At 63.8% G+C, this 24,638-nt stretch carries 27 protein-coding genes; 5 read left to right on the top strand and 22 right to left on the bottom strand.

Annotated features, from left to right (window positions below):
- Nucleotides 1–44 precede the first annotated feature (44 nt).
- A complete protein-coding gene (locus E0E18_RS13085; RefSeq protein ID WP_130841716.1) occupies nucleotides 45–377 on the top strand; it encodes a hypothetical protein in 333 nt (110 codons plus the stop codon).
- Nucleotides 374–907, top strand: coding sequence for a hypothetical protein (locus tag E0E18_RS13080; protein ID WP_130841714.1), 534 nt, complete (start codon nucleotides 374–376; stop codon nucleotides 905–907). Before E0E18_RS13085 ends, E0E18_RS13080 begins: the two co-directional genes overlap by 4 nt.
- A gap of 181 nt (nucleotides 908–1,088) precedes the next feature.
- Here E0E18_RS13080 and E0E18_RS13075 read toward each other — a convergent pair whose 3' ends face one another.
- From E0E18_RS13075 to E0E18_RS13000, 16 genes are all read right to left on the bottom strand, one after another.
- Nucleotides 1,089–1,790 (bottom strand): VIT1/CCC1 transporter family protein, encoded by a 702-nt coding sequence (locus E0E18_RS13075; protein ID WP_130841712.1) that lies wholly within the window; start codon nucleotides 1,788–1,790, stop codon nucleotides 1,089–1,091.
- A gap of 121 nt (nucleotides 1,791–1,911) precedes the next feature.
- A complete protein-coding gene (locus tag E0E18_RS13070) occupies nucleotides 1,912–2,292 on the bottom strand; it encodes a hypothetical protein (protein ID WP_130841710.1) in 381 nt (126 codons plus the stop codon).
- 4 nt (nucleotides 2,293–2,296) lie between these two features.
- Entirely contained in the window at nucleotides 2,297–2,722 is a 426-nt protein-coding gene (locus tag E0E18_RS13065; protein WP_130841707.1) for a hypothetical protein, read from the bottom strand.
- Between the two features lie 2 nt (nucleotides 2,723–2,724).
- Nucleotides 2,725–4,218 (bottom strand): glycoside hydrolase domain-containing protein, encoded by a 1,494-nt coding sequence (locus tag E0E18_RS13060; RefSeq protein ID WP_130841705.1) that lies wholly within the window; start codon nucleotides 4,216–4,218, stop codon nucleotides 2,725–2,727.
- Between the two features lie 40 nt (nucleotides 4,219–4,258).
- A complete protein-coding gene (locus E0E18_RS13055) occupies nucleotides 4,259–5,728 on the bottom strand; it encodes a Gp37-like protein (protein WP_130841703.1) in 1,470 nt (489 codons plus the stop codon).
- Nucleotides 5,722–6,213, bottom strand: coding sequence for a hypothetical protein (locus tag E0E18_RS14270; protein WP_237559835.1), 492 nt, complete (start codon nucleotides 6,211–6,213; stop codon nucleotides 5,722–5,724). The genes E0E18_RS13055 and E0E18_RS14270 overlap by 7 nt, the downstream gene beginning before the upstream one ends.
- Nucleotides 6,214–6,566: 353 nt before the next feature.
- Nucleotides 6,567–11,927, bottom strand: coding sequence for a tape measure protein (locus E0E18_RS13045; protein ID WP_130841699.1), 5,361 nt, complete (start codon nucleotides 11,925–11,927; stop codon nucleotides 6,567–6,569).
- A 380-nt stretch (nucleotides 11,928–12,307) separates the two neighbouring features.
- The gene (locus E0E18_RS13040) at nucleotides 12,308–12,745 is read right to left on the bottom strand and encodes a DUF7426 family protein (protein WP_130841697.1); all 438 of its coding nucleotides are present in this window, start codon (nucleotides 12,743–12,745) and stop codon (nucleotides 12,308–12,310) included.
- 120 nt (nucleotides 12,746–12,865) lie between these two features.
- Nucleotides 12,866–13,423 carry a phage tail tube protein gene (locus E0E18_RS13035; protein ID WP_130841695.1) on the bottom strand — a complete coding sequence of 186 codons (558 nt, stop codon included), beginning with the start codon at nucleotides 13,421–13,423 and terminating at the stop codon, nucleotides 12,866–12,868.
- Nucleotides 13,423–13,860 carry a phage tail terminator protein gene (locus E0E18_RS13030; RefSeq protein ID WP_130841693.1) on the bottom strand — a complete coding sequence of 146 codons (438 nt, stop codon included), beginning with the start codon at nucleotides 13,858–13,860 and terminating at the stop codon, nucleotides 13,423–13,425. The genes E0E18_RS13035 and E0E18_RS13030 overlap by 1 nt, the downstream gene beginning before the upstream one ends.
- Nucleotides 13,857–14,183, bottom strand: a complete 327-nt coding sequence (locus E0E18_RS13025) for a hypothetical protein (RefSeq protein ID WP_237559834.1) — start codon at nucleotides 14,181–14,183, stop codon at nucleotides 13,857–13,859. Before E0E18_RS13025 ends, E0E18_RS13030 begins: the two co-directional genes overlap by 4 nt.
- Entirely contained in the window at nucleotides 14,180–14,536 is a 357-nt protein-coding gene (locus E0E18_RS13020; RefSeq protein WP_130841691.1) for a cupin domain-containing protein, read from the bottom strand. Before E0E18_RS13020 ends, E0E18_RS13025 begins: the two co-directional genes overlap by 4 nt.
- The gene (locus tag E0E18_RS13015) at nucleotides 14,533–14,943 is read right to left on the bottom strand and encodes a head-tail connector protein (RefSeq protein ID WP_130841689.1); all 411 of its coding nucleotides are present in this window, start codon (nucleotides 14,941–14,943) and stop codon (nucleotides 14,533–14,535) included. Before E0E18_RS13015 ends, E0E18_RS13020 begins: the two co-directional genes overlap by 4 nt.
- A 2-nt stretch (nucleotides 14,944–14,945) precedes the next feature.
- Nucleotides 14,946–15,374, bottom strand: coding sequence for a hypothetical protein (locus tag E0E18_RS14055; protein WP_130841686.1), 429 nt, complete (start codon nucleotides 15,372–15,374; stop codon nucleotides 14,946–14,948).
- Between the two features lie 67 nt (nucleotides 15,375–15,441).
- Nucleotides 15,442–16,329, bottom strand: coding sequence for a major capsid protein (locus E0E18_RS13005; protein ID WP_130841684.1), 888 nt, complete (start codon nucleotides 16,327–16,329; stop codon nucleotides 15,442–15,444).
- Nucleotides 16,330–16,347: 18 nt separating this feature from the next.
- Nucleotides 16,348–17,085, bottom strand: coding sequence for a hypothetical protein (locus E0E18_RS13000; RefSeq protein ID WP_202616775.1), 738 nt, complete (start codon nucleotides 17,083–17,085; stop codon nucleotides 16,348–16,350).
- Between the two features lie 106 nt (nucleotides 17,086–17,191).
- Between E0E18_RS13000 and E0E18_RS12995 the strand changes: the two genes are divergently transcribed.
- Together E0E18_RS12995 and E0E18_RS12990 are read left to right on the top strand one after the other, a co-directional pair.
- Nucleotides 17,192–17,701: a hypothetical protein gene (locus E0E18_RS12995; RefSeq protein WP_130841682.1), complete on the top strand. Its 510-nt coding sequence runs from the start codon at nucleotides 17,192–17,194 to the stop codon at nucleotides 17,699–17,701.
- Between the two features lie 192 nt (nucleotides 17,702–17,893).
- Nucleotides 17,894–18,145 carry a hypothetical protein gene (locus E0E18_RS12990; protein ID WP_130841680.1) on the top strand — a complete coding sequence of 84 codons (252 nt, stop codon included), beginning with the start codon at nucleotides 17,894–17,896 and terminating at the stop codon, nucleotides 18,143–18,145.
- Between the two features lie 70 nt (nucleotides 18,146–18,215).
- On the opposite strand, the gene E0E18_RS12985 is transcribed toward E0E18_RS12990, so the two are convergent.
- The 4 genes from E0E18_RS12985 to E0E18_RS12960 all read right to left on the bottom strand — a co-directional run bounded on the left by E0E18_RS12985 (nucleotide 18,216) and on the right by E0E18_RS12960 (nucleotide 22,811).
- Nucleotides 18,216–19,409, bottom strand: coding sequence for a phage minor capsid protein (locus E0E18_RS12985; RefSeq protein WP_130841678.1), 1,194 nt, complete (start codon nucleotides 19,407–19,409; stop codon nucleotides 18,216–18,218).
- Nucleotides 19,410–19,411: 2 nt separating this feature from the next.
- Nucleotides 19,412–20,674, bottom strand: a complete 1,263-nt coding sequence (locus E0E18_RS12980) for a phage portal protein (protein ID WP_474077628.1) — start codon at nucleotides 20,672–20,674, stop codon at nucleotides 19,412–19,414.
- 527 nt (nucleotides 20,675–21,201) lie between these two features.
- Nucleotides 21,202–22,404, bottom strand: a complete 1,203-nt coding sequence (locus E0E18_RS12965) for a PBSX family phage terminase large subunit (RefSeq protein WP_130841676.1) — start codon at nucleotides 22,402–22,404, stop codon at nucleotides 21,202–21,204.
- Nucleotides 22,405–22,406: 2 nt separating this feature from the next.
- Nucleotides 22,407–22,811: a helix-turn-helix domain-containing protein gene (locus E0E18_RS12960; protein WP_130841674.1), complete on the bottom strand. Its 405-nt coding sequence runs from the start codon at nucleotides 22,809–22,811 to the stop codon at nucleotides 22,407–22,409.
- A 111-nt stretch (nucleotides 22,812–22,922) separates the two neighbouring features.
- Between E0E18_RS12960 and E0E18_RS12955 the strand changes: the two genes are divergently transcribed.
- A complete protein-coding gene (locus E0E18_RS12955) occupies nucleotides 22,923–23,117 on the top strand; it encodes a hypothetical protein (RefSeq protein WP_130841672.1) in 195 nt (64 codons plus the stop codon).
- Here E0E18_RS12955 and E0E18_RS12950 read toward each other — a convergent pair.
- Nucleotides 23,104–23,637, bottom strand: a complete 534-nt coding sequence (locus E0E18_RS12950; RefSeq protein ID WP_130841670.1) for a ParB N-terminal domain-containing protein — start codon at nucleotides 23,635–23,637, stop codon at nucleotides 23,104–23,106. The two genes, E0E18_RS12955 and E0E18_RS12950, sit on opposite strands and share 14 nt — an antisense overlap.
- Before the next feature lie 19 nt (nucleotides 23,638–23,656).
- Nucleotides 23,657–23,992, bottom strand: a complete 336-nt coding sequence (locus tag E0E18_RS12945; RefSeq protein ID WP_130841668.1) for a hypothetical protein — start codon at nucleotides 23,990–23,992, stop codon at nucleotides 23,657–23,659.
- Nucleotides 23,993–24,638: the final 646 nt, after the last annotated feature.

The following is a 24,638-nucleotide window of genomic DNA, read 5'->3' as shown; positions in this document are numbered from 1 at the left end:
CACTGGCCGCGAGGCGCACTGCACCACCTGAAAGGACCATCACCATGGCACACTCCATCCCCACCCCCACCGAGACCGTCGTGCTCGCCGCCTACCGCCTGGTCAATACTCGCCGCGCCCTCGACGAGGCGGCCACGGCTGCCGCAGCAGCGAAAGCGGACGCCGACCTGTCCACTGCCGAGAAAGTGGACGCCACCCACCGGCGCACCGTCGCCGAGTCCGACTGGGCCGACGCCCACGGCTGCTACTGGCACGCCACCACCCGCGAGCACATCGACGCTGGCATTCTCGCCGACCTTGACGCGGCCGTCCGACACCCGGAGCACCCCAGGATGCTCACCGCCGCCGCCAAGGCTGCCCGTCAGGCGGTGGCATGATGACCGACCTGCCCCTCGACCTGGACCTCATGCCAGACACCATCTCCGACCGGGACGACATCGTGCCGAAGATCCGCTCAGCCCTGGCAGACGCCCCGGCGCACACCACCGTGGACCTCCCCGGCGTCCGACTGGACCTGGATTTCTGCGCCTATCCTGACGGCACACCGATCTGGGACAAGCCCCTCAACGGGAAGCTGGGAGGGGTGCGGGCCACCCGCGCTGACGGGGAGGTCCTGGACCTCACCATCGACGGGCAGACGTGGGACGAGCTTGCCGACGCCCTGGTGGATTTCATGGAGGACTGGCCTGCCATCCTCGGCTCACGGCTCACCGTCGCCAGGGACGCTGCGAGACGCCGGAAGCGGCTCGCCGACGAGCTGAATCTTGCCAGACATGCGGAGCGGGAGGCGGTCATCGCCGCACACAAAGCCGGTGCCACCGCCTACCGACTGTCGAAGATCACCGGCATGTCGCAGGTGACCATCGGCACGTGGACGCGAAAAAAGGCCCCCCAGTCCGAAGACTAGGGGGCCGACCCCACGCGAGTGGGGAGCAGATCCGTCCTGACAAGGACACCGGATCATCCCCACCGGGGTGGGGAGCTGATTAGGAGACTACCGCGGTCACAGGTCACCCTCAATCTCCGACGGGGCGCCAGACCGGTGCTCCGGGTGCACCCCCAGCAGGTGACGGATGAAAGCCAGTGCACTAGCCCACTAGAATTCCAACACCATAGGTCACCGCCAAGCCAATTGCTCCACCGAGAACCAGTCTTAGAGTCGCCCTTCCTGTTGACGTTCCAGCCAGTTTCGCCGACGTAAAGCCGGTAACAGCCAGTGCGATAAGCGTCACAACGGTCACCGCCAAAGTCTGATGGGATCCACTGGAGATCAACACGGCAAGAATCGGCAGGGCTGCGCCTAACAAGAATGACAGAGCGGAAGCAATAGCAGCGACCCACGGATTTATAAGGTCTCCGCGATCAATACCAAGCTCCAACTTCAGATGCACACTAAGAGGATCCCCCTGCTCGATTTCAGTCGCAGCTTTTCTTGCTGTTTCTTGTGTCATTCCGTAACCGCTGAGCATTTGCACAAGCTCCTCATGCTCCGAAGACGGCATGTTTTTCAGCTCTGATACTTCTTTGGATATGAGGTGCTTCTCGGAGTCTCGCTGGGCAGATACGGAAACGTATTCCCCAAGTGACATCGACACCGCTCCAGCGATCGTAGATGCAACTCCGGCGGTGATGATGACCGTATTACTCGCCCCTGCGCCGACCATGCCGAGCAGAAGAGCAGACACTGACACTATGCCGTCGTTTGCTCCGAGAACACCAGCTCGCAGCTTGTTGAGAATATTGTTTTCGTCTGTGCCATGTTCTTCGCCTTGATGGCTTGCAGGTTTCACGCTGTCAGATTACGTGAATACCCATGATGGTTTCCACGTCGGTTAGCCAACCCATTCTCAGTTCTTCAATTGCGGAGAATCAGAAGAGGTCCCCGCCCATGACACAGGATGGGGATCAGTTTTATCTCGGCCGTCTCGCGGCGTCCACGTCGGGGCGGATCAGATCAGGGACCGGGGGGAGCCACGCCGGCCTCTCAGGCCCAAGGTGCTCGTCTGCCGCGTCCTCCCGCTCCGCAATGTGCGACACGGCCACACCGTGACGGCCGGTGATTTCCGTCAGCCGTGCATCCTGCACGGTAATCCGCTCATCCTGTGCGGTCACCCTGGTGCGCAGATCTCGCACCTGGTCCTCCTGAGCGTCCATTGACCGAGTGACCACACCCACCGCTTTTTCCGCAGCCTCCACGGCCACGGTTTTTGACCGCTGTAATGCGGCAATAATCCCCGCACCGAGGGTTCCTGCCGCGCCGATCAGCGCGACGATGATGGTACTAGCGTCCATACGATCACCGCCCGTACACGTAGTCCGTGCTCGCCGTGGCGGTTGCGTCGTGGTCTCCGCGCTCCTCCGCCCGGATGGCAGTGACGACAGCCTGACCGATCTGCGTGGGATCGATACTGGCAGCGGTGGTCAGTGCGTCGCGTACAGCGTCCTGCACCCGGTCTGCGACGGTGGTGGTGACCGATTCCACATCAGCCTCCGTGGCCGTCGAGTCACTGCCCTCATGGGTCTTCGACGCTGCGAGTGCGGGGGCGAGGACACCCAGCAGGATCGGCAGCCACTGGTCCACGTGGGCCATGATCTCGTCAGCCTTGATGTCGGAGAGGACTCCGGCCCAGCCGAGCACTCCGACGAGGATGGCTGCTAACCCGTAGGCGATCTTGCGGATCTGCCAGGCCTGCGGTTTCTTGATGGTCTTCTTCTCGGCCATTGTCAGGCCTCCTTCGTGTCGGTGGTGCCGGTGATGCCGAGCTTCGCGGCGATTGCGGCGAGGGTGTCGGTGCGGGTCCTGCCGCCGGTCTGCGGCCAGCCCCCGTATGGTCCTGTCACCCCGGGGTCGCCCATGTCCTGGGCGCATAGGGTTTGCAGCATTGCCCGGCAGTCGAGCAGTGCCTCCCGGTCAGAGTCTGTGAACATGTCATCCTCCTGCTTGGTTGAGGTCGGGGCGGTCGGGGGATTTGCCAGGCGCTTCCGCACCCGGTCCCGGAATCCGCCCATGTCAAAATTCGGGTCAATCTTCCGCGTGGGCGCGAACTCCTTGTGCCCGATCACCCGATCCACGGGCAGGCCGAGGTACCAGCAGATCGCCGCGCAGATCGCCGCGTAAGAATCGAGCTGCACCTCCGGCCAGTCCTGCCTCCCGTCGCCAGAATTGACCGCTTCAATGCCGATCATCTTTGCGTTGCCGACGGACTGCCATTTGTTCTCGTGACGAGTCGCAATCTTCACCTGGCCCTTTGCCCACGCCGGTGTGCGCGGCTCGTCCCCTCCTGCGTGCCAGGCGACACCTGCACCGCAGATCGTCACCACACCATCTCGTGCGAGGTGAAGCTGTGAGGACAGTCCGTTATCTAACCCAGGGTTCACGGCAATGTACTGGGCGGAGGTGTTCGCCCCGGCGGTGTGGTGGCACATGACACCGATAATGTTTGTGAAGTCGCCTTCGCCACGGTCACGCCATCCGTCAAGTTCGCGGACGGTGAGACCCCAGGCGCGGAGGAGGTCGGGGAGGAAGGTCGGGTCTCCTCGATGGTTAGGGTTGGGTGCGATTGTGTCCACCACGGGCGTCTCCTTGGGTGGTGTCGACGGCGCTGTGAATGGCGCCGTGCTGTAGACGTCGTTGATGTCGATCTGCACGCCGGACGGGCCTGGCGTGTTGTGAACGCGCTGGTAGAGCGCGGCGTATCCGGAGCCGGTCTCGCCCTGACTCCAGGACCGGGTCACCCAGCCGAGGCACCGTCCCTCGCCGAGGTCCGCGACAACTCCGTCCTCCTGCGCCCATGCGACGACGCGGGAGTGCCCGTAGATGCCCACCCGCTGGCGACCGAGGACGTCGCACGCTGCCAGGAAGTAGGCCACGGCAGTCGAGTTCCACTGATCGAGGGTGATGTCGAAGTCAACGGCGAAGAACACAGGCCACCCGGCGAGGCCCGCTGCTTTGAGTGCGTTGTCAGCCGCCAGTGCGTCAGCCCGACCCCCGGCGGCACCCCGCATGACGTCGGGGTTGCTGGCTCCGCCGTACTGCCAGGCTGCACCTATCTTCAGCCCCGCAGCACGGTAGGCGGCCGCCACAGCCTTGGTGAGCGGTTTCGCTCTCATCCACGGCTCACGAGGCGGCGACACGTAGCAGACCACACCCTCGTGCCCTGCGGCCCGGATGTCCGCGGCCCGTGGGAAGCTCGCGGAAAAATCAATCACTGTGCTCATGACCAGCACCCTCCCAGCCCCGCCCGGTTGTCGGGGGATATCACCCCTGCAGCCCCATGTCAGTGGTGATGTGCGTCAGCTTGGACAGGATCCCCACCATCCGGGTGAACGCGTTTTCCCTCACCCGTGTCTTCCCGATCTGCGGGGTGATCCGCATGTGCTCCCCCACTGAATCCCTCACGGTCACACCCGTGATGATGTCGGACACGACAGTGCCGGACAGGTGCTCCTCGAACGTGGTGCGGTCGCCGACACGCCACCCGTGCTTCCACTTCCCCGACGGGTCATGCACATCATCACCCAAGACCTTGGACACACCATCGGCAATGGTGATCTCAATGCCCTGCCCTCCCTCATCCTCCATCAACTGGCGTTCTGCAAGCTCCGAGGTGTCGAACGTGTACGCGCCCGCACTCGACGATGTGAAGGATTCCGTGGGGCCGAACGGGCCCAGTGCCGCCTTCTGCTCCACGTCCGTGCGCTGCTGGTAGGCGATCAGCGTGTCCGTCATGTTCGATTCGATCGTGCCCGCCACGGATCCGATCACCATGCTGCCCAACGGGCCGGCGAGCTCACCCAATGCTTGGATGATCGCTTGTGCAGCACTGTCGATGGCAAGGCCGATCAGCTCGTTAACCCAGTCGTCGGATTTGCCTCCGACGATTGCGGTGCGGGGCCCGGGGGTGCGGCCGGTCAGCTTGAACTGTTGCACGTCCCGGCCGTTGATGCTGAACCGGACGTGTGGTCGTTCACGGACCGGGTGCACGGACACCACAATGCCCGGCACCGTCGGCTCAAAAATCCTGCCTGTTCCCGGCCGGAGCACCGCATCTGCCCGCGCCGTGGACAGGGCAGCAAACCTTTCCAGTTTCGACCCCCCGGTCAATGGTGCCATCTTCCCCTCCGGGAATGGTTTGCCCGGCCACCACATGTCCACGTCCAACACCCAGTCATGCTTCACGATCAGGTCGTTCAACAGTTCGGGGAGCATGGTCATGCGGGCTGTCACATCCACCAGTGGAGACGTGTCCACCCCCTCCGGCAGCATGACGTAGGCGGGCGTGCCAACCCTCGCCAGATTCTCCGAGATGTAGTGGGTGGCGACGGTGTGCAGTGGGCCGATCTGGTAGTCCCGCTTCGTCTGCATTTCCAGGGCAGTACGCGTGGACGGCCATGCAGGAATGTTCAACAGTGTTTTCCAGTCGGTGAGCTCCGCCTCAATGATCTCCCTCCCCGGCCTACCACTGGCCTCGTAGGCGTCGATCTTGCCAGTCCACCACCACCCCGACCCATTGGTCGCAGACACTGGCACCACATCGGATGATGACTGCATGATCCGCTTGGCGAGCGGGTGACTGGACGGGACAGTGAGCTTGCCCGTGCCAGTGGTGAAATCCGCGGACTGATTCAACTCCACGCTCATGTACCCGCGCAGGGGGAGGCGGCGGGCATGATCATTGTCCCAGACCATGAGATCCAGCGGGTTTGTGGCTTCGAGCTGGTCTACCATGCCTGCTCCGTCCTCGGAGTGTAGGAAACCTCCACGCGGAAGGTTTCGCCCGGGTTGGTGGGCTGGATGGTGAGGGGGACACTGTTTCCCCTCTGCTGCCCGCGTGGTGGCAGTGGCTGGTGCCAGAACGCGTCGGGCATATCAGGTTGCAGGTTCACGCCAGTGGTGTCAGTGATCGACGGCCACAGTGGATCCGTGTCGACCACGTACCCGGCGTCCAGAGCCTTTTGCGCGGGGAGGGTGACAGTGTCGTCCCCCACGCCCAGGCGAACCCCGTCATGGGCTCCGGTGACCGTCCACCGCAGCCATGCGGGCTGGTCGCCACGGTTCACCAGACTGGCAGTCCTGCACGAGTCCCGGTCATAGGTGCGCTGCTCGTCGAAGGACTGCCAGTAGGACCGGTCGGTGACCCATTGCACGGTTTCGCCGATCTCCCCCACCGCCCCCGGTTTCGACGCCGTGGCCAGGTAATTCGCCTCACTCACATTGTCCGCCCGGGCGTCAATCCACCAGTACCCGGACTCCCTGCTGACAACGAACAGTCGGCACGTGTCCCTGCCCCTCCCCAAGGCTTCCCGCCACCGGGCGTGCTGTGTGCGAGCCCACGACGACGACCGCGGGTCCACCACCCACACCTGCATGCCAATCGTGCCCGTCAAATCCGTGGTTCCCCGGTGCAAGGCACCATCCATGCCCACGATCTGCTGCCAATCATGGTCAAAACTTGCACCCTGCAATCCGGTGGGGATGGATGCGAGTCGCACCGGTGACCCGGGGGCGCCGAACGCGAACCGTGTCCTGTGGTCCGCTCCGATCATGAAAAACTCAAGGTCCACGCTCATCTGAGCATCACGCCTTTCATCGCAGTGTCAAGCATTTTGCCCGCATTGTTGGCCTGCCCCTGAGCCCATGCCCGCGGGTCGGAGATGGTGACCGGCCCGTTGAACACGGCACCCGTGACGTTCTGCCCGCCGACGGCGGTGCGGGCAGCGGTGACCGGCGAGGCGATCGCATTGCCGATCATGTACGCGGCCGCATCAGTGTTCAGCCCCATCGCGTCCAGGCTGATGGACCCGCCCGTGCTGAACCCGTCCGTGCGACCCTCCATTAGGCCGGGGATGCCAGACCCGAGGAGTTGGACGGCACTGATCGCATCAATGCCCAGTCGCTTGCCCGTCTCCGCCCAAATGTCCACGGACCGGGCCCGCTTGTTCGACGACAGGGGGATGTATGCTTCCGGGCCCGCCTCCGCCCACAGGACCGCGGAACTGTCGTTGATCTGCGCGGACCGGGCAGCCCCGAGAACCCCACCATCGGCCATGGGGATCAGGTTCATTGCCCCACCCGCCAGGGATGACACGCCATCAATCACCGAGGATGCGACCATTGCTAGGGACAGTCGGTCCACACTGTTGGCAAGGTTCTGGTTGGACTGGCGGAGTTGCTCTGACGTGGCCCGCTGCCCCTCCAGTTTGCTGGTCAGCTCACCGACCTTGTCCTTCGCCTCCGCAAGGTTCCGCTCCGCCTCCTTGCGTTCCTCAACCGTTCCAGCATTTTTGACGTCGGCTTCCTTGTCAGACACATCCTGATTCGCCGCATCCAGTTCACGCTGTGTGGCCTGAATGTTCCGCTCATTGGCCTCCAGTTCCCGCTCATTCTGGGTGATCTGATCCTGGGTGGCAGCCCGATCGGCGTCAGTGACCATGCCGAACGGGCCCGTGCCCTCCAAACGGTGCGAAGTGGGTGACAGGTTCGACCGGCGGAGTTCATTGTTCGCATCCTCGTAGGCCTGCGAGTTTTCGCGCTGCACCTCCAGTTGGTCTTCCAGGTCAGCGATTTTGGCGTTCGCGTCGTCGAGATCCCGTTTAGCAGCGGCCGCCTCTTTGCCGTCGGCGACAGCGCGGAGGGCTTTCTCCTTCTTCCGCACATCCTCGGTCGCCGAGTCCAGGTCCTTCTGCTTAGACTCCTTGTCGTCGGCTTCCGCCTCATCAAGTGCCCGTTGCGCGTCGGCTTGCTTCTGTCGGGCCTCGTCCAGGTCTTTCTGTGCCTGTGCCTCACCTTTGCCGGCAGCGGCCGCGTCGTAGATGGCTTGCTTGTCTGCGGCGTCTTGGCGGGCAGCTTCCAGTTCGCGTTCCGTGGCGGCAATGTTGCGGTCGTTGGCCCGCTTCTCCCGCTCATTCTGTTTGATCGCGGCCTCGGTTTCTTCTTGGTCGCGGGTGGTGGTGGTGCCCATGACCTGCCCCCAGGACACCACGTTGTCGGGCATGGGGGTGCCGGTGGTGGTGGAGAATGCGGCGGCGGCGAACTCCAGCGCGGATCCGTCTTTGATCAGTGTGCCGTTGCCACCGTTGACCGTGGTTTCCGGCATAGTGGGCGTGGCCGCGGATGTGGCACTGGAGGTGTAGGCACTGTACCCGGAGGCGGAGGATGCTTCGGACTGGTATTCGCCGGTGCCCGTGTCCGACGACGCGCCCAGGTCACCGGTGAGACCACCTTCCTCCCGCTCCTTCGCCTCATCGGCGGGCAGGTACATGAAGTTCGTGAACCCGCGGCCATCCAATGGGCCTGCCGCTCCGCCGATGGTCAAACCCTGCCCAGTGTTCCCGCCGGACTCGATGTAGGTTCCGTCGGGAAGCTGCATGGCGGTGTGTCCGTTCGCCCCGCCACCGTAGTCGTACCATCCGACAACGAGGTCGTTACCGTCACCACGGCCTTCCTTGAATCCGCGTTCGGCTAGCCACTGGCCCTCTGTCACAGTTGACATGCGGGACTCGAACGGGTCCCTGCCCAGGTAGGAGTTCACACCCATGGATACGGCACCGGAGCAGTCCGTGGCCTCAGGGCTGAACCCACCCATCACATACTGGCCGTTGTTGTACGGGCCGAGCTGCTCCTTCACCCGCTGGGAACCAGTCTTCCCACCGTTCGCATGATGTTCCAGGTCCGCGAGCATGGCTGCGACCACGGCCGACGGGTTGCCCTGGTTGATGGCAGCCAACGTCCCGTCCCACCGGTCCGATGACCTCCGGTTGATGATCCACTCCCCCGCGTCCACCCATGACATGGGCAGTCCGTCCCCGTTGACGCCGAGAATCCCGTCCACCACCCCAGTGCCGGGTCCGGTGGTGGGGAGACGGTAGCCGGGGTTCTTATCCCCGGTGGCATTGCGGGGGATCCGATCGCCCGCAGCATTCCTAGGTAGACGACCACCAGTGGCGTATTTCTGACCCACAGCCGTTCCGCCCGAGTCAACCATGCTTCCACCAGGTCCATACGCGCCAGCCCACTCGCCGCCAATCACGGTCGTCCAGACCGTGTGCGTTGATGACGTGTTCCTGCCGTTCAGGGAATCGACATCGCTCTTAACCTGTGGAACATTGTCGCTGACGTGGAGGTTTGCACCAATTTTCGTGCCATCAACCGCCACCAGTTTCCCATTGACGACCTCAATGTTGTCACCCAAGGTGAGCTGACCATCCACAATCGCCAACGCGCCCAACTCAACCAACCGCTGAATCTGCGACTGAATATTATCCTTCATCCGCACTTCACCATCAATCTCAGCGGCAAGGCCAAGATTAACCAGTTCCTGCTGTGCCTCATCGGTCATCGCGTTCACGTCGATCGTCCCATCCGGAAGTGAGACGATCTGGCCTTGCAGGTCCTGCAATGCGGCAGCCAAAGCGCCACTATTCGGAAACTCGATCGTCAATTGGCGAGTCTCCGAAGAATACTCAGCTTTGAGACCAATGTCCTCCAACTCTGACTTGACCTGCGCCGCCTTCTCCGGGTCCATTTCCACGACAAGGTGCTCCGGATCCGACAAGTGCATTTTCTCACCGTTGAGGAGTTTTATCGCCTCGCCGGCCTTATTCGACCCGTCTGCGAAACGATCAAGCGAGTCCTTCATCTGATCGATCTGCGCGGTCGTAGTGTCATCACTGATGCCGCCGAGTTCATCGCGGAACTTCCGAGCTTCCTCCGTTGTCTCCTTGAACCCATCCTGCGCCCGGTCAAGATCCCTACGAATGTGCTGGAATTTATCATCCCCCTCTGCCATGTCATTCAGTTTCTTGTCCAGTTCCCCCGCCGCCTGCGATGCGGGGTTCATCGCATGATTGACCAGATCCTGCATAGAGATCCCAGCTTTTTCAAGATCCGTACTGTACTTTTGCCAGAACTCACTCCCCTTGAACGATGATGAAATCTGGGAATCAATGGCACTGTTGACCGAAGCTATTGCTTCCGCACTGCCTGTGGCAGCCTCTTTCAGAGTGTCCTGTGCAACACCGAAGTCCCTGGCAATATCAGTGATGCCAGAGTCCTGCAGGGATTTCATTGCCAGTTCTTCTGTCTGCGCAGTGATTGCACCGGTGGTCTGGTCGAGGGATTCCCGCAGGGAATCCTGCATGGCCTTGTGCTGTTCTTCGGCGGCTTTGGCTTCCTGGTGTTTGGCGATCAATTGTCCGATGACTGCGGTGGCCCCGCCGATGGCGAGTCCCCACGGGCCGCCCAGTGCGGTCATCAGCCCCTTAGCCCCGGACTTGGCGAGGGAGAAACCACCCGCCACGGTGCCGGACAGGACACCGCCGAAGCTCGACAGGCCACCCTGCACCGTCTTCGCAGCCTTGCCCAGTCCCGTGGTCTGCTTCGCAGCCTCCCTCGCATCCATGCCCATGATCCGCAGGGGTGTGGAAGCGGACTGGAACGCCTGCGACATCTTGCCGATGGTGGAGGACTTCGTGCCCAGGGTTTGGATCGCCGCGCTGACCACACCAATCTGACTGCCCTGTTGCTGCATCGCCGCACGATTCGCCGCCACCTCGGTGGTGAACGCCTTGAACTTCCCCGACCCGGACGAGAGTGCGCCGGTCAATCCCTGGTGCTTCGACACTGCCATGGCGATGACACCCGCGTACGCCTGCCACGGGATGCCCATGGCCACGTCGCCGATCTTCTGCACCACCGGCCACACTGTCTCAGCACTGCCTTTGAGGGTATCCAGTGCCGCCTTTACCTGAGGAATCGCACCCTGGGCGAAATCAGACATCGCCGCGCCGGCCTTCTCGCCGAACTCCGCGGCAGCTGGCCCCATCTCATCGAGCTTGTCAGTGATGCCCCCAATGATCCCCGGCGCCTGCTTGAACATCGGCTCGAGGAATGCCGCGCCGAGGCGGCCGGCGGCGGCCTTCGCGTTGTCCATCGCGCCCGAGAATGTGTCGCCTGCGGCCTGCGCCGCACCACCCAGATGGTTCCGCATCGCGGACTCGAACGTTGCGAAATCAATCTCGCCGGCGGACGCCATGTCCGAGACTTCCTCGGTCGTCTTACCGAGCTCGTCAGACAGCATTTGCAGGACCGGGATACCGCCGGCCATGAGCTGCATTAGGTCATCGCCCTGCAGCTTCCCCTTCGCCGCGACGGATCCGAAGATGAGGCCCATGTCTTCGAGTGAGCGGCCGCCGATAGTGGCAGTATCCGCCACGGTGGTGAGCACCTCGGTGAGGCGTTCGCCCGGTTCGATACCGGACGCGACCATCTGGCCAGCCAGGCCCGCCGCCTCGCCGAAACCGAACGCGGTCCCCTTCACCGACGCCATGGCGGAATCCATGATGCCGGTGATGGCTTCCGCACTATGACCCAGGCCGGTGAGCTTCGCCTCCGCCTGGTCGATGCTGTTCAGGCGGGAGAATCCGGCGGTGAGTGCGGTACCGACACCACCCACGGCAGCAGCGGCGGCGGACGCGCCAGCGGTCATCGCCCCCCACTTGATTGCCTTCGACGAAACGGAGCCAAGGGAATCCACCAACGACCCCGTGGCCTTACCCACCGCGCCCACCTCATTGCTGAGGTTCTGGGGGAACACGACCTGCTTGGCCGCCTGCCGCGCACTGTCCAGCTCCCTGGCAAGAGTCCTGGCCTCACCCGCGGCGGCAGTGACACTACCCGTCCCCGTCGGTGCAATGTTCGGCTTCGCCTTACCCGCATTCTCGAGCTCCCTGCCAAGCTCCGATGCGGACGACTTCGCCTTCTGGACCTCGGCTGCACCCTTTGGGGTGATGTCGACCCGGGCTTTGCCGGCCTTCTCGGCGGTTCGGCTGAGCTCCTGCAGTTCTGTCTTCGCCTTGGACAGCTTCTGTGTGAAGCCGTCGTCTTTGATGTCGAGGGTGGCGAAGAGGGTGCCGAGGTCGAGGGCCATGGGTTAGCTCCTGGTGGTTTGTGTGGTGAGTCCCAGTGCTTTGCGGAGGCGGGACGGTTGGTCGATGAGGTCGTTGATGCGGAGTTTCATCCACCGCCATGTGCGCTGGTGGAGGATGCCACTCTCCACGTCGATGCCGAATCGTTCATGCAGGTCAGTTTCCACGGAAACCCAGTTGTTGAGGATGGTGTCCCAGCCGATGCGGGTTACTTCGGGTTCCGGTTCCGGGTCGTCGCCGTCGACGGGCCCGTACCAATCCCTGAGCCCGGTTTCCTCGTTGTAGGGGCCGCCGCCTGGATCGTCATCCCCATATGCACCGGGCCGCGGGTCGTAGGGGCCATAAGGCCCGTCGAGGAGAAACGGATTACCCTCGCAGGCATCTACCGCTTCTTCGGCATTGATGCCGGCGTAGGCGCTTCCGGTGTCTTCCCCGTCGTCGTGGTCGCCGCTGCCGCTTCCGGGATCAGCGGCTCGTTTTCTTTTCCCAGGCGGTTCTCCCACCAGAATTCTCCGAACTCGGCGGACACTCCGAAGTGGGCCAGCGCTGTGTTGCCGACGTGGATGATCTCCTGCAAGGACAGGCCCATGTCGTTGAGTTGGTCCCATAGTCCGCCGGACATGGTGTCCGACTCCGGGTCGTAGTTGGCTTTGAGGATGGTGGCGATCATCCGCATCTCGTCCTGGGGGGTGCTGTCGCCGGAGTACATGTGCCGCTTGATTCTCAGGCCTTCGTCGGCGGTGGGGGTGGGGATGATCACGTCCTCGCCGCAGATGGGGAGGTGGAGGTTCGGGTCGTGGAATTCGCGTAGGTCTCGCATGGCAGGTCTCCTCAGGTTTGTGGGCAGGTCGTGTTGGTGGGGCCCGTGCCAGACCTGCCAAGATCGCACGGGCCCGTGGTATGGGGTCCGGTCACCCGAGGGTGAGCGGGAGCGGACCCCCTAGCCGTTTCCCTCGGCGTCCGCGTCCTCGTCGGTCCACGGGACGGACGGGGCCTTATCCGACTCGACCGGCTTGATGCGCTCCGGCTTGCCACGGGACTGCAGCTTGAACGTGAAACTGTCGAGGGCGTCGTTCTCGCCGGCCTCATCAGTCCACTCGACGGAGAAAGAACCGTCGTATCCCTCGTCCACGCCATCGGTGCGCCAGCAGCGGGCCTGCACGACGTTCTTGAAGCCCATCTGCTGGCCCACGGAGCGCAGGAAAGCCTGGCCGGGGTCCTGGGCGAACCCTGCGGCCGCGTTCTTTCCCTTGCGCTTGCCGGAGCCCTCGAATGTGGCGGTGAGGGTGGTGGCGATCTGGGAGGTGTAACCCTCGGAGTCGATGTCGGAATCATCCTGCATGCCCGGGGTGATTGCGGGGGCGAACTTGGACAGGCCGCGAACGTAAACCCACGTGGGGGTTTCAGCTTCGGGGGTGGTATTGACCTGGAATGCCCAGTCCCTGGCGAGGGTGGACTGCAGGTCGTTGGAACTGGGTGCCTTGGCGATGGTTGCCATTAGCTGCCTCCTGGGTTGGTGGTGAAGGTGTATGAGTCCGCCCGCGTCCAGCGGCCGGTGTCGTCACGTTCCTCCGGGGCCCGGAGGTGACGGCGCGAGAGTAGGACGATGGTGTGGTTGTTGAGGGTGAGGTGCTGTTTGTCGTGCAGGAGGGTGAAGATCCGGTCGGCTGTGGTGGGGCCGATGCCGGTGGGGAGGGGGTTCTGGTCTCCGCGGACACGCACCTGTACGCGAATGTCCGGTGACGCGTCATCGCGGGACCGATCGTCGGAGTACACCTGCAGGCCGATGCCCGTGTCCGCCTTGTCGTGGATGATGCCCACATAGATCGGCATGATCGTGCCCTTGGGGTAGGCGCCTGTCTCGGACCACTCCCCCACACCACTGGCGGCGAGGTGTGCTGCGAGATCGGTGACCAGTTCGCTGTATGGGTTCACAGTGCCCCCTTGATCTGCTGGCCGATGATCTGCGCCATGGTGTCCTTCTCCGACACAGTCGCTGACTCCAAGTACTTGGCCCGCCCGTCCTTGTGGCTGTACCCCAATTCCTCGTGCTGTTTGACCGCGTACTTCGTGTTGAAACTCACTGCGGCTCTGGTTCCTTCGACAGTGACCTGAGCCGAATTGCGCAGTGCCCCCGTTTCCAGTGGGGTTTGCTGCACGGCTGTGGTGCGCAGGTGCTCCGCTGCAAGGCGCACGCCCCGCTGCTCTGCCTGCTTCACCGCCGCCGCGATAGCGTCCCCGTTCCATGTGAGGCTCATGGCACCGCCTTGAGTGTCAGCTTCTGGTGGTCGGGCGTGGCCTGCTCGGCACCGTGGTTCACGGCAACCTCGATGACCTCCCACACGCCGGCGAATGGCTCGGGGAGTTCCACACGGTCACCGACCTGCACTGTCACCGGCTCACCGTCATGCAGTATGACGATCGGCAGGCGCAGGGTCGTGTCCGTCACCAGCTCATCCCCAGACACACCGAGCACACGGCGGGTGGACTGGCGGATGAAACCCTTGACGGGGATCCTCACTCCGGAAGTGGGCCCATAGGGGGAATCCCCCGCACCCGAGATGAGGGTGCAGGGGTGCCGGAACCATAGGGCGGCCAGTTGGTCACTCACGGCATTACCCACGGGTGACCCCCAATCAGGCCCGCCAGCTGCAGAATGTCCCACGCGTCGGAGCACAGGGTGCCGGCGATGCGCTGGCGGTCCGCGGCCTCCGTCGCCACATCAAGGGTGACCGAAGCCCCGTCGATGGTGGAGGCGGTGACCTTCGCCGACAGGGACTCCCCGAGAGGATCCACGCCGGCGATGATCCACGCGTTCACCTGCGCGCACACCGCGTCCCGCAGTGCGTCAGCCACATCGGGGTCGGCAGGACCACCGGCTGGGGTGACCTCGTACAGGGCGCCCCTGGTGGCAACCCCCACCATCGTCGACGCTCTGCGGATCAACTGCTCCCAGTTGTCCGGGGCGGGTTCTCCGGTCCACGCCTCCAGGGCGTCCCGGTTCGCGTAGACCAGCATGACTAGCCGGCCTTCGGCTCGGCGAGGGCAGCGATGCGGGCGTCGACGAACTCCTTCACGTCCTTCGCGGAGAAGGCGCGGACGGTGGTGTCGGTACCCGCGTCGAGCTGTGCGCGGGTACCCGCGGCAGTCGCGGCGGGAATGGTGGTGTTACCCGCGAGAGCATCACCGGCACCGGTGCCGATCTTAAGGTTCGACGTGCCAGCCCCGATCGCGGTCCGTGCCGCAGCAGCGTCAGCGGCCTTGATCACGGACTTGCCGACAGCGGTAGCACCAGACAGGGTGTCGGCGGTCGGTGCGGCGGGGATCGTCGGCTTGCCGGTGACATCTTCATACGCCACCGGGGCAGCAACAGCGGCCTCAAGCTCGATCATTCGTGCAGCGGGGTACTTGTCCCCGTCCTTCCAGTCGTCGCGTGCAGTGAAAGCCACGGCGACCTCCTTTCAGTCAGTGGATGTGCGGGGTGGGTCTACCCCAAGGTGAGGGGCAGGGCCCCGCCTAGCCGTTTCCCTCAGCGCTCCCGGAACCGTCCTTGATCGTGACCTCCGCAGTGGCCAGACCCTCCGGACGGAAAACCTTGCCGCCGTAGATGTTCAGGCCCTTCACCAGGTCGGCGAACCGCTTTTCCTCGCGGGCCGTCTCGATCTTGTTGACCTGCTGAGCGAACGTCGTCGCGGAGGAGTGACCGGCGATGACGTACTCGCGGGTGGCGATGGTCGGCGCGTTCTCGGACTGAAGAACATCGAAGCCGAGGATGCGGCCGATGATGCCGTTGCGGAGGGTCTGCTCCGTTCCCGCGGCGTCCACGCGGGTGAACCGCTCGTCGCGCAGGAGAGCGGCTTCCAGCTCCGGGCCGACGATGAGGAATCGGCCGGCCTTCGGCGTGTGGTCGGAGTTCAGCGCCTTGCGCAGCTCGACGATGAGGTCGTAGGCGTCGTCGCCGCGCTTAGCGACCTCTGAGGAACCGAGCTTGTGCTTCGCCCCAGCGGTCATGAGCTTGGAGACATAGGTGTCGGTGGACTCCGCCATGGCCTCGGCGGCCTTCTGGATGGCGGGGTCCTTGATCGCGCCGGCGGCCTGCAGGGCGGACACATCCTCCACGCGGAAGTTGAAGTAGTCGCCCTGGTCGATCTTGAACTCAGTGTCGGTGAGGGTGAGGTCCTCGGTCTCCATGTCCTTCGTCGCGTCGTACTTCTTGACGGACGGGGAGCCGATGGAGCCGACGTGGAGGGTGTCGCCCTTCTGGTTGATGATGCCCTCGTAGTCGCGGTTGATGATCCCCGGCTGGGCGAAGACGAGGGACTTCTCGTAGGGTGCCATGAGAGCGGCGACCCACTGTTCGGGGATGAAGGTTGCGACGCCGGGCTGGGTCTGCGGTACGGCCATGGTGTTGGTCTCCGTTTCTTAGAGGTTGAACTTGTTGGCTTCGAACGCGGCGTTGATCTCGTCGTAGCGGCCTTCGGCGTACATGCGCTGGAGGTCGTCGCGGGTCAGTTTGCGGTCCGAGCCGGTGTTGGTGGTGGAGGTGTCGACCCCGGAGGCCTGGGGTGCCGCCTGGGCACGGAGGGCGGGGTGTTCTTCTAGGTGCCGGTTGATGGCGGCGGCCACCTGGGCCGGGTAGTCGTCGGCATTGGGGTCCAGGGCGGTGAACTCCGCATCCTGGTTGAGGAGCGCGTCGAGCAGGCCAGTGTCAGCGACTTTGCCGGCGGCGGCGGTGCGGATCGCATCCCGACGCTGGTAGTCGGCGAGCTGCTGGGCTGCCTCGTTGGCGCGCTTCTCTGCTGCGGCGATGAGATCGTCGGGTGCGGGCTGATCGTCTTCGATCAGTCCAAGTTTCTTGCCAAGCTCCTGCTTGAACGCTTCGAACTCGGCGGCCTTGGCCTGCTCGGTGTCCTTGGCGCGGGTGCGGTACTTGGCTGCCTCGGCGTTGGCTTTGGCGAGTTTTTCGCGTGCCCAGTCGGGGAGCTGGTCGGTGGTGTCGGTGGTCTGCGGCTCCTGGCCGGTGTCCGGTGCCGTCTCCTGGGCGGCGTGTGCTGCGAGGTCGGCGGGCGTTGCGGTGACCGTGGTGGCCTCAGTGGCCGCCTGCGCGGTTTCTGCTGTACCCGTGGTCTCGGCGGCGGACGGTGCAGTGGTGTCTGACACTGGTTTCCCTGTCTCATCGTTGCTGGTCACCCCACCTTCTGGTGGGGACGGGGGTAGCGTGACACGACAGGGCGGTTGTTGAGATTCAGGCGGCTATGCTTTCCCCATGACACTCAAGAGATTCGTACTGTACGGTGCGGCGACACTCACCGCACTCACACTCGCAAGCTGCGGAGGTGGGGATGGTGCTGGGGCGCCGGAGACGACGTCCACAAGCGTCCCGGCTACGACGTTGGATGGTGCTGCCCCATCCGCCACCGCGCTCATTAACCGCTCCAATCCCGGTGAGGTCACCTCATTTTCCGCGATGATCGGAGTCCTCGATCGAGTTGGCATCTCGCACAGTGCGGACAATGACACGACTGACGACCCTTACATGTCGGACCCCAGCAGTGGGAGTACGGAGGTGGAAGGACTCGGCACTGCCTGGTACTTCAACACCAAGGGGGATGCCAGTGGTGTGATGCAGCGTCGGCTGGATACCGCTGACCCAGGTGACCGACTTTATGTCGTGGTCGGCAAGAACTTCGGCATCGACATCTACAACGCTGACAATGATGATGCGGCGTCCGAATTGGCCAATGCTTTCGGCGCGTCCTTGTACGTCATCCGTTAGGTGGCGGTTGGGGCCTGTCGGTCACGGCGGCGAACCTCTTCTAGCAGATCCTCATCGGAGATTTGATCCATGTCCACGGATCCAGACGGGGCGTCAATGAATCCGGCGATGGTTAGATAGTGCTCGGGGGTGGGGTGGCCCCCGGGTGTTGTTGTGGTGGTGAAGGTTTGCCACTATCCTACGTTCGAACGCGTGTTCGATAGTGGCGAGACGCTGACACGGCGGCATGTACCGTCAACACCGGCCACCAGGACACCCCACTACCCGAACCCGGACCACGGAGGAACCCTGAACACCCACACAAAATCCCAAGACACCGACTTCCTGCGCGAAATGGTCGCCGACTACGCCGACGACCTCCAGCGGACTGCCAACCGCACCGAAGGAATCGACCACCAGTTCTGGCAACTCGTCGCCAACCACATGCGCACACTCACCGTGTAGACTCACCAGAAAGTCGGTGAGACTCCGACAAACAGGCAACAGGCCCCGGCACAGGATGCTGGGGCCTGACCTATGCCGCGGGCATCGGATTCCCTGGCTGGCGTAGTTTCTCCCGGTGCCGGCGGCGCGGCAGGTCATACTCCCGGATGTGCTCGCGCAGCTTGGATTCATACTGGCGGCGGCGTGCCTCAGCCTTCTTCCTGCCGTCTCCGTCGATCGCGGCCTGCTCCATCCGGCGACTCTTGCGGATCTCTCGCTCAAGCCGACGCTGCTTCTGCGTCGCCTTGTAGCCCTCATGCCCCGGGTCCGCTGCCGGCGGGGTGGTGTCCGTGAACCCCGGCAGGAACGCGGTCACCGAATGACGACAATTCGGATGATGCAGTCCGTGTGCCCTGGCCCCGTTCAGGGTGTCCTTGACGGTGACAGTGTGCCCGTCGATACGGTGCGTGCCCGGGCCATGCTCCCCTGTCAGGGACAGGATCTTCCTCTCGTAAGGGGCGCACTGTGGTGCCGGATTGTGGTGTGAGGACACGATCACCAGGTCCAGGCCCACCTCCACTAGTTCGGCGGTGTGCGCGTCGATCAGCGCATTGTTCGTGCCGGTGCGGATCGCCATCTCACTGTAGGTGTCCAGCCCCCACTTGCGGCCGGCGGAATCCCGGTAGAAGCCGAGGCCTTCTTTCGCCGCATCATCCATGGCCTGCTGCAGTGCCTGCTGGATGGTGAGGTCGCCGGTGACGGTCTTGTTCACCGCGTCGTCGATGATCTTCCCCCACACGGTTTGCGTGTTGCGGGGGATGCTGCGGGCGGCTTTGCCGAGGCCGGTGGTTGTGGCCTCTGCGGCTTTGCTCGCTGCACCGCGTGCTGCTGCACTGCCGGGGGCCTGTGGTCGGGTTTCGGGCAGCACCATTTCAGGTGCGGGGGCCACCGTAGAAGCTGTGGGCGTAGCAGTCGCACCTGCCGGCAGCGCGGCCACTTCCACGTGCGCAGCAGCCGCACCGATCCCCGCCGCCTCAGACACAGCAGCCTCCACCAACGCTGGCGTGTTCTGCTGCAGGACGCGGGCCACCGCAACCGACTGTGGCCTGATGGTCCGCACCAGTTCTTCCGCCGCGACCTGCCGGGCATGCTCCGGCGACCGGGCCCGTACCGACACGGCCAGTGCGGCGGCGGACAATGCGCCGATCAGCGCGTCCTCCGCCTGGGACCATAGGGTGACGGTCTCGTCCTCCAGTCCCTCCACATCCTTCGGGTTCACGGCCACGGTCAGCCCACCACCTCACCCGTTGTGAACCCTGTGGGCGGTTCATCCTCCACCCCAGCGAACGCGTCATCCACCATCACACCCTGCTCACGGTGGATGGTGGCAACCTCACGGTCGATGCGCTGCTCGTCCCAATCGGGGCGGATCATCCGCACCTTCTCGTCGGTGGATATAGCGCGGGCGGACTCGAGGGCCTGCAGGGTCTGCGCCTTGTCCAGCAGGGTTTCCTGCACGGGGGGTGCGATGTCGATCTCCGGCAGGTCGTCGAGGACGGCGCCGGTGTGGTTGAGAATGGCGTCGAGTTCGACCATGGCTGCCGCGAGGTGTGCGAGGCCCGCCTTCCAATGCCGTGCTTTCGCCTTGAAGGTTTGCAGGGTGGCGCGGCTGTTGGCTTCGATCTCGCGGGCGGTGACCGCGCCGCTGGTGTTGTCATTCAGGCCGAACGTGCCAGGGCTGTAGGAGGCGCGGCGCAGGACTTCACGCACGATGGCGTCACAAGCGCGGAGGTACTGTTCCACCCGGATCTGCGGCTGTACAACCATTGGGCCCGTGCCGCCCATATCCGGCGGGGTGTCAGCCACCGCACTGTAGATCTCCCGCTCCGGGTCGAACTCCATGCCCCGACCGGCGCCCTTGAAGTCGAGCATCATCTCAGGCACGATCACCCGCGCCTTCGCGGTGCGGAGCTCGCGCTTCAGGTCGGTCCACACTTCGTCGAGCATGTCCAACAGTCCGTAGGCGTCGGCGGGGAGATCAGGTCGGCCCATGTTGCGTAACTGCCCGGACCTGCGGAATGCGGGGATCGGTTGCACGTTGGGGATGTACACGGCGGCCATGCGCTGGATACCAGTGGACACGCCCCCGTCCTTGTCCACCACAGTGGCAAGCCCAGCGGTCGACGGGTGCTCATCAAAGGGCACCGTGTCCCCCAGGTTGTCGTCACGGCCCGCCATCAGCGTGTACTCAATCCGCCCCGGAGTGTGCCGGGATAGGAGGCGGTGAACAGTCTTCTTGTCGATGCGGGGAAGTTCCTCCACGAACGTGACCGCGCTGAGCCTGCCGTACGACCATTCGGGGATCGCGGAATCGGCGTCCACCCAGTCGATCCACGGATCCGGCTGCAGCGTCTGATCCCACATCACCCGCCCGTACACGCCACCCAAGGCGGCACACGATTCGGCGGCGACAAGGAGGGATGATGCCATCGCGTCCGTGTTGAACAGGGCATCCAACCGCTCGGCCGCGGCATCATTCCCCGCCCGCACCGGCTTGCCCCCCACNTGCTTCGCGTTCAGTGACGCTCTCACTCCACCTGTCTCGCCTTGACGTTCTCCTCCGCGCCGACCGGCCCATACTGCGCGGTGTCACTCTTTTTTCTTATACCTCCCCGGCGCCCACGGCCACCTCCACCCCCCCCTTCGCCGGCAGCGTCAGATGTGTATAAGCGACGGCCCCCCCCCCCCCCCCGACTGCGCCAGGTGCGCCTGCGCCGGGGTCTCAAACAGGATGTTCGCCGACATGCCCGCCACATCCGCCGCCAACGGCAAATGCAGCTTCTTCCGCGGCTGGCCCGACGTAGCCGGCTTGCCCCAGAACATGCGGGACGCGGCCCCCACAATCCCACCGTCAAACTGGGACGGGCGATACGTTCGCCCCTGCCCCGCGTAGTGCGATTCCAGGCCGGCAGTGTCCCCCTCCCACCACACGGCAGCATCCGCCACCATGTCATACAGAGGCGACCACTCCGGCAGCGGCCACGGGGTGTTGTCCTTCGGAAGTGCCACAGGGGCTCCTAACGGTTGATGATCGGCGACCACGCCCACCGGGACGAGAAGACGCTGTACCTTGCGCTGTCTGCCGCATCGTCCTGCTCCTTGATGGGCTTCTCAATGCCCTTCTCGGACGCCTTGTCGTCCCACCGGTATCCCGGCAGTTCCTCGATGAGCTTCGTACAGGTGGACGATATGAAGAGCTGGTGGTTGTCGAGGAGGCTGGCGACGGTGCGGATGCCGTCGATGACTTTGTTGTCGGCGGCTTTCATGCGCCGGTGACCGTCCTCGAACAGTTGGAGGCGGAAGCTGGCGGCGGCGGGGTCGACGTAGATCCACTCGGGGTCAGGGTGCTGGGTGAGCCACCGGGTGAGGTCGGCGGACAGTGCCGCGTCAGTCGATCGTTTGGGGTGCCACTCATCGGAGATGTATAGCTTGTTGTCCACCCCGAGCTGCAGCAGCGTGCCGATCGTGGGGTGGGTGGTGCCGTAGTCGATACCCAACGCGAGCGTGCGCTGCATGTCGGGCATGTCCTCCGGGTCGATGACCATCTTCTCGTCGTCCCACATGTCGTAGATCGCACCCTCCGCACTGACCCACTGGCCGAGGATGAACCGGCGGTACCACAGGCCCGTGTACTCGGCTTTCAGCGCGTCCTTGTACTCGTCCTCGAGGCTCGGGTTGTCGTCCATTGTGAAGTGGTGGTACGACCACGGGATCTGGTCCAGCCGGTCCAGGTAGTCCTTCTTCAACCAGTGGGACGGACTGTCGGGGTTGGTGGTGGCGAAGACTTTCGCCCCCTTCTCCGACATGCGGGCCAACAACTGTTTGAAGAATGCCTGATGTAGCACGGTGAGCTCGTCGCACCATGCGCGGCCGACGGTCATGCCGCGGATCCGGGACTCCGACCCGGCGTCGTTCGCGCCGATGACATGCACGCGCTTGCCGAAGATGATGGCGGTCGACGCGCCCTGCCTGTACTGGACGTGCGCCCGGGCCGGTGCGAACTCCGGCACCGTGTCGATCGGTTCGAACACGTTGCGGAAGATGGATCCGAGGTTCTTCCCCACGATGACCATGGCGGCGTGCCCCTGGTAGTTGGCGATCTCCTCGAGCATGAGGAGGATCCAGGCGAACGTTTTGCCGGAGCGCACGGCACCGTCCCACACGTTCACGCGGGCCGTGGACTCCGCATACGCCCGGATCTGCTTGTCGGACAGGGCCACGGTTAGGCGGCCTTCCCCCGGATTGCTTCACCCATGGCGCGGAACGCTGCCATCACGTCGGCCTGACCGTTGTCGTCCTCGTGGTCGTAGAGGCCGAAGAGTTTGGCCTGGTGGTCCATCAGTTTGACCATGGTGTCGACGGCGCGGCGGTCCCCGTTGATCGCCTTGAAGAACTGGGGTTTCATCATCTCGACGAGCTTCGCGTTCTGCTCAGCGATGAGGTCGCGGACGTTCTGGGTGGGGTAGTCGATCTTGATGCGGTCGATGTCGCGTTTGACGGTGTCCTCGGAGATGTTGAGCTTCGTGCCGATCTGGCGGTAGGTGAGGCCGGCGAGGCGCATGGCCCAGACTTTTTCGGATCGTCGCCAGCGTTCGGCGTCGGACAGGTCTTTTTTGAGTTTCGCCATGGTGACCTCCTGGGTCGTGCCCCGCCTGGGGGTTGTGGTGGTTGACTGCCGTCACTGTGACACAACAGGCGGGTTGTCGGGGGTGGTGGCGAAACAGGTAGAGTATCGCTCATGCGTTCGACAAGCGGTGTGGCGGAGCGACGACCAACGGAATGCCCCAACGGGCACCCCTGGGACAAGGCAGGCACGTTCCTCGTAGGGTGGACGGGCAGCAACCTGGCCCGCGGCCACCGCTACTGGATCTGCCAGACCTGCGACGCGGAGATACACGCGAAACCAGGACGGTCCCTGCTCAGTCCACGGTGAAGCCCTCCGAGACAAGCCGGGCGCGGAGCATGTCCCGCTGACCCGCAGACTCGCACTGCACGGTGAGTTCGAAGTCCTCCGTGGTGAAGTCCTCCCCTACTCCCCCATCGTCGAGGTCATCCGACTGGTGGTCCATGGCTTCGAGCATGGCGTCCAACTCGTCCTGGGTGAAGCCGGTGCCGGCGAGCGGCCCGTCACCGAGTAGTTCGGTGAGCTCGGGCAGATCATAGGTGGCCTTGTCGTTCGACGCGTTGTCTACGAGGACTATCCGGCGGGCGGTGTCAGCGTCCACGTCCACCCAGTGCACATCAATGGTTTTCCACCCGATGCGCTGCGCGGCCATGCACGTGTGGTTGCCGGCGAGGATCGTGTTCGCCAGGTCGAGGGCGTGCGTGCCCTTGTTGACGACGATCGGCTTGTACTGCCCGTTGAGCTTGAGACTGTCGGCGACGAGGTCAATGTCACCCCGTCTCGCGTTGCCGGGGTAGAAGTTGAGCTGCGTGATCTTCACCTGAGTCATGCCGCGGAGTGTCACACGGTCACGTGGTTGTTAGGTGCGGCAGCCGGTACTCGGGCGGGATAATCGCCTGATACCACCAGAACGGCACATCCTCCTGGTCATAGTCCCAGCGGAGATTGACGAACACCGGGTCAGGCCAGTCGGCGCACAAGCCACCCAGTTCCTTCAGGCCGTGCACGTCGTCGGTCGGCCATGGGTCACCACCGTCCACCTCGCCACGGTGAGCGTCACGCCGCCACTCGGTGCGTTCCTGGCGTTTCTGCGAACCGCGGTCCCGGCGCCGCTCGTTACAGCAGTAGCAGGGGGCTGCGGACAGGTCATTGCCCATCATCCGGGCAGTGGTTCGTGTGGACATGGGGGTAGCGTAGATGGGCGTTTTAGTTGTCAGGGATCAGAGTTGTCCACATGTTCATTCGCAGCAGGTGGCTTATCCGCAGTTTTATCCACAGGAAGGCTATGGCTTATCCACAATGACGGCGCCCCCGTATTGGCATTCCCCCAGCGCAGAGGCTAATTCCATCCCTGTTGTTCACCCTCGCTGGTCTGCGTCTCGGCGTGCTACGATCAGTCCAGAGCAGACGGGGAAACCCTGAGCTCGCCTTCTCGAAGCGGTGTCCTAGTTGGTCTCCACCGCCAGTGGGGGCCGATTGGGATTCATCCGTCCCTTGAGGGTCCACCTCCATTGTGGAGAGGAGGTGAGGCAGCAATGGCAGGAACTTCTCCGTCAAAAGAGAAGGTCCGCACCATGAAGAGTGAGTTCATAGTGCGGACCCTGGCGGGAGCGGCATCTAGCTTGATTGTGGAGGTTTTTCACAATCTCTGCGACTGGATGCCGTTCTAGCGGTCTCAGAGGCGTCGCATCTACTTGCCGGTCGGTGCGGCGCCTCGTCCTATGGAGGCGACGGGCTAGGAGGGCTCGTCGGGTACGACATTACACGCTGGATAGTGCAACTGTCACACTATGGATCATAGTTTCGTCCTAGACGATCAAGGGATTCATA

Source organism: Corynebacterium neomassiliense (assembly GCF_900626215.1).
GTDB classification, from domain to species: Bacteria; Actinomycetota; Actinomycetes; order Mycobacteriales; family Mycobacteriaceae; genus Corynebacterium; species Corynebacterium neomassiliense.
Note: the sequence above shows the minus strand (reverse complement) of the source record. Positions and strands in the feature narration are given on the sequence as shown.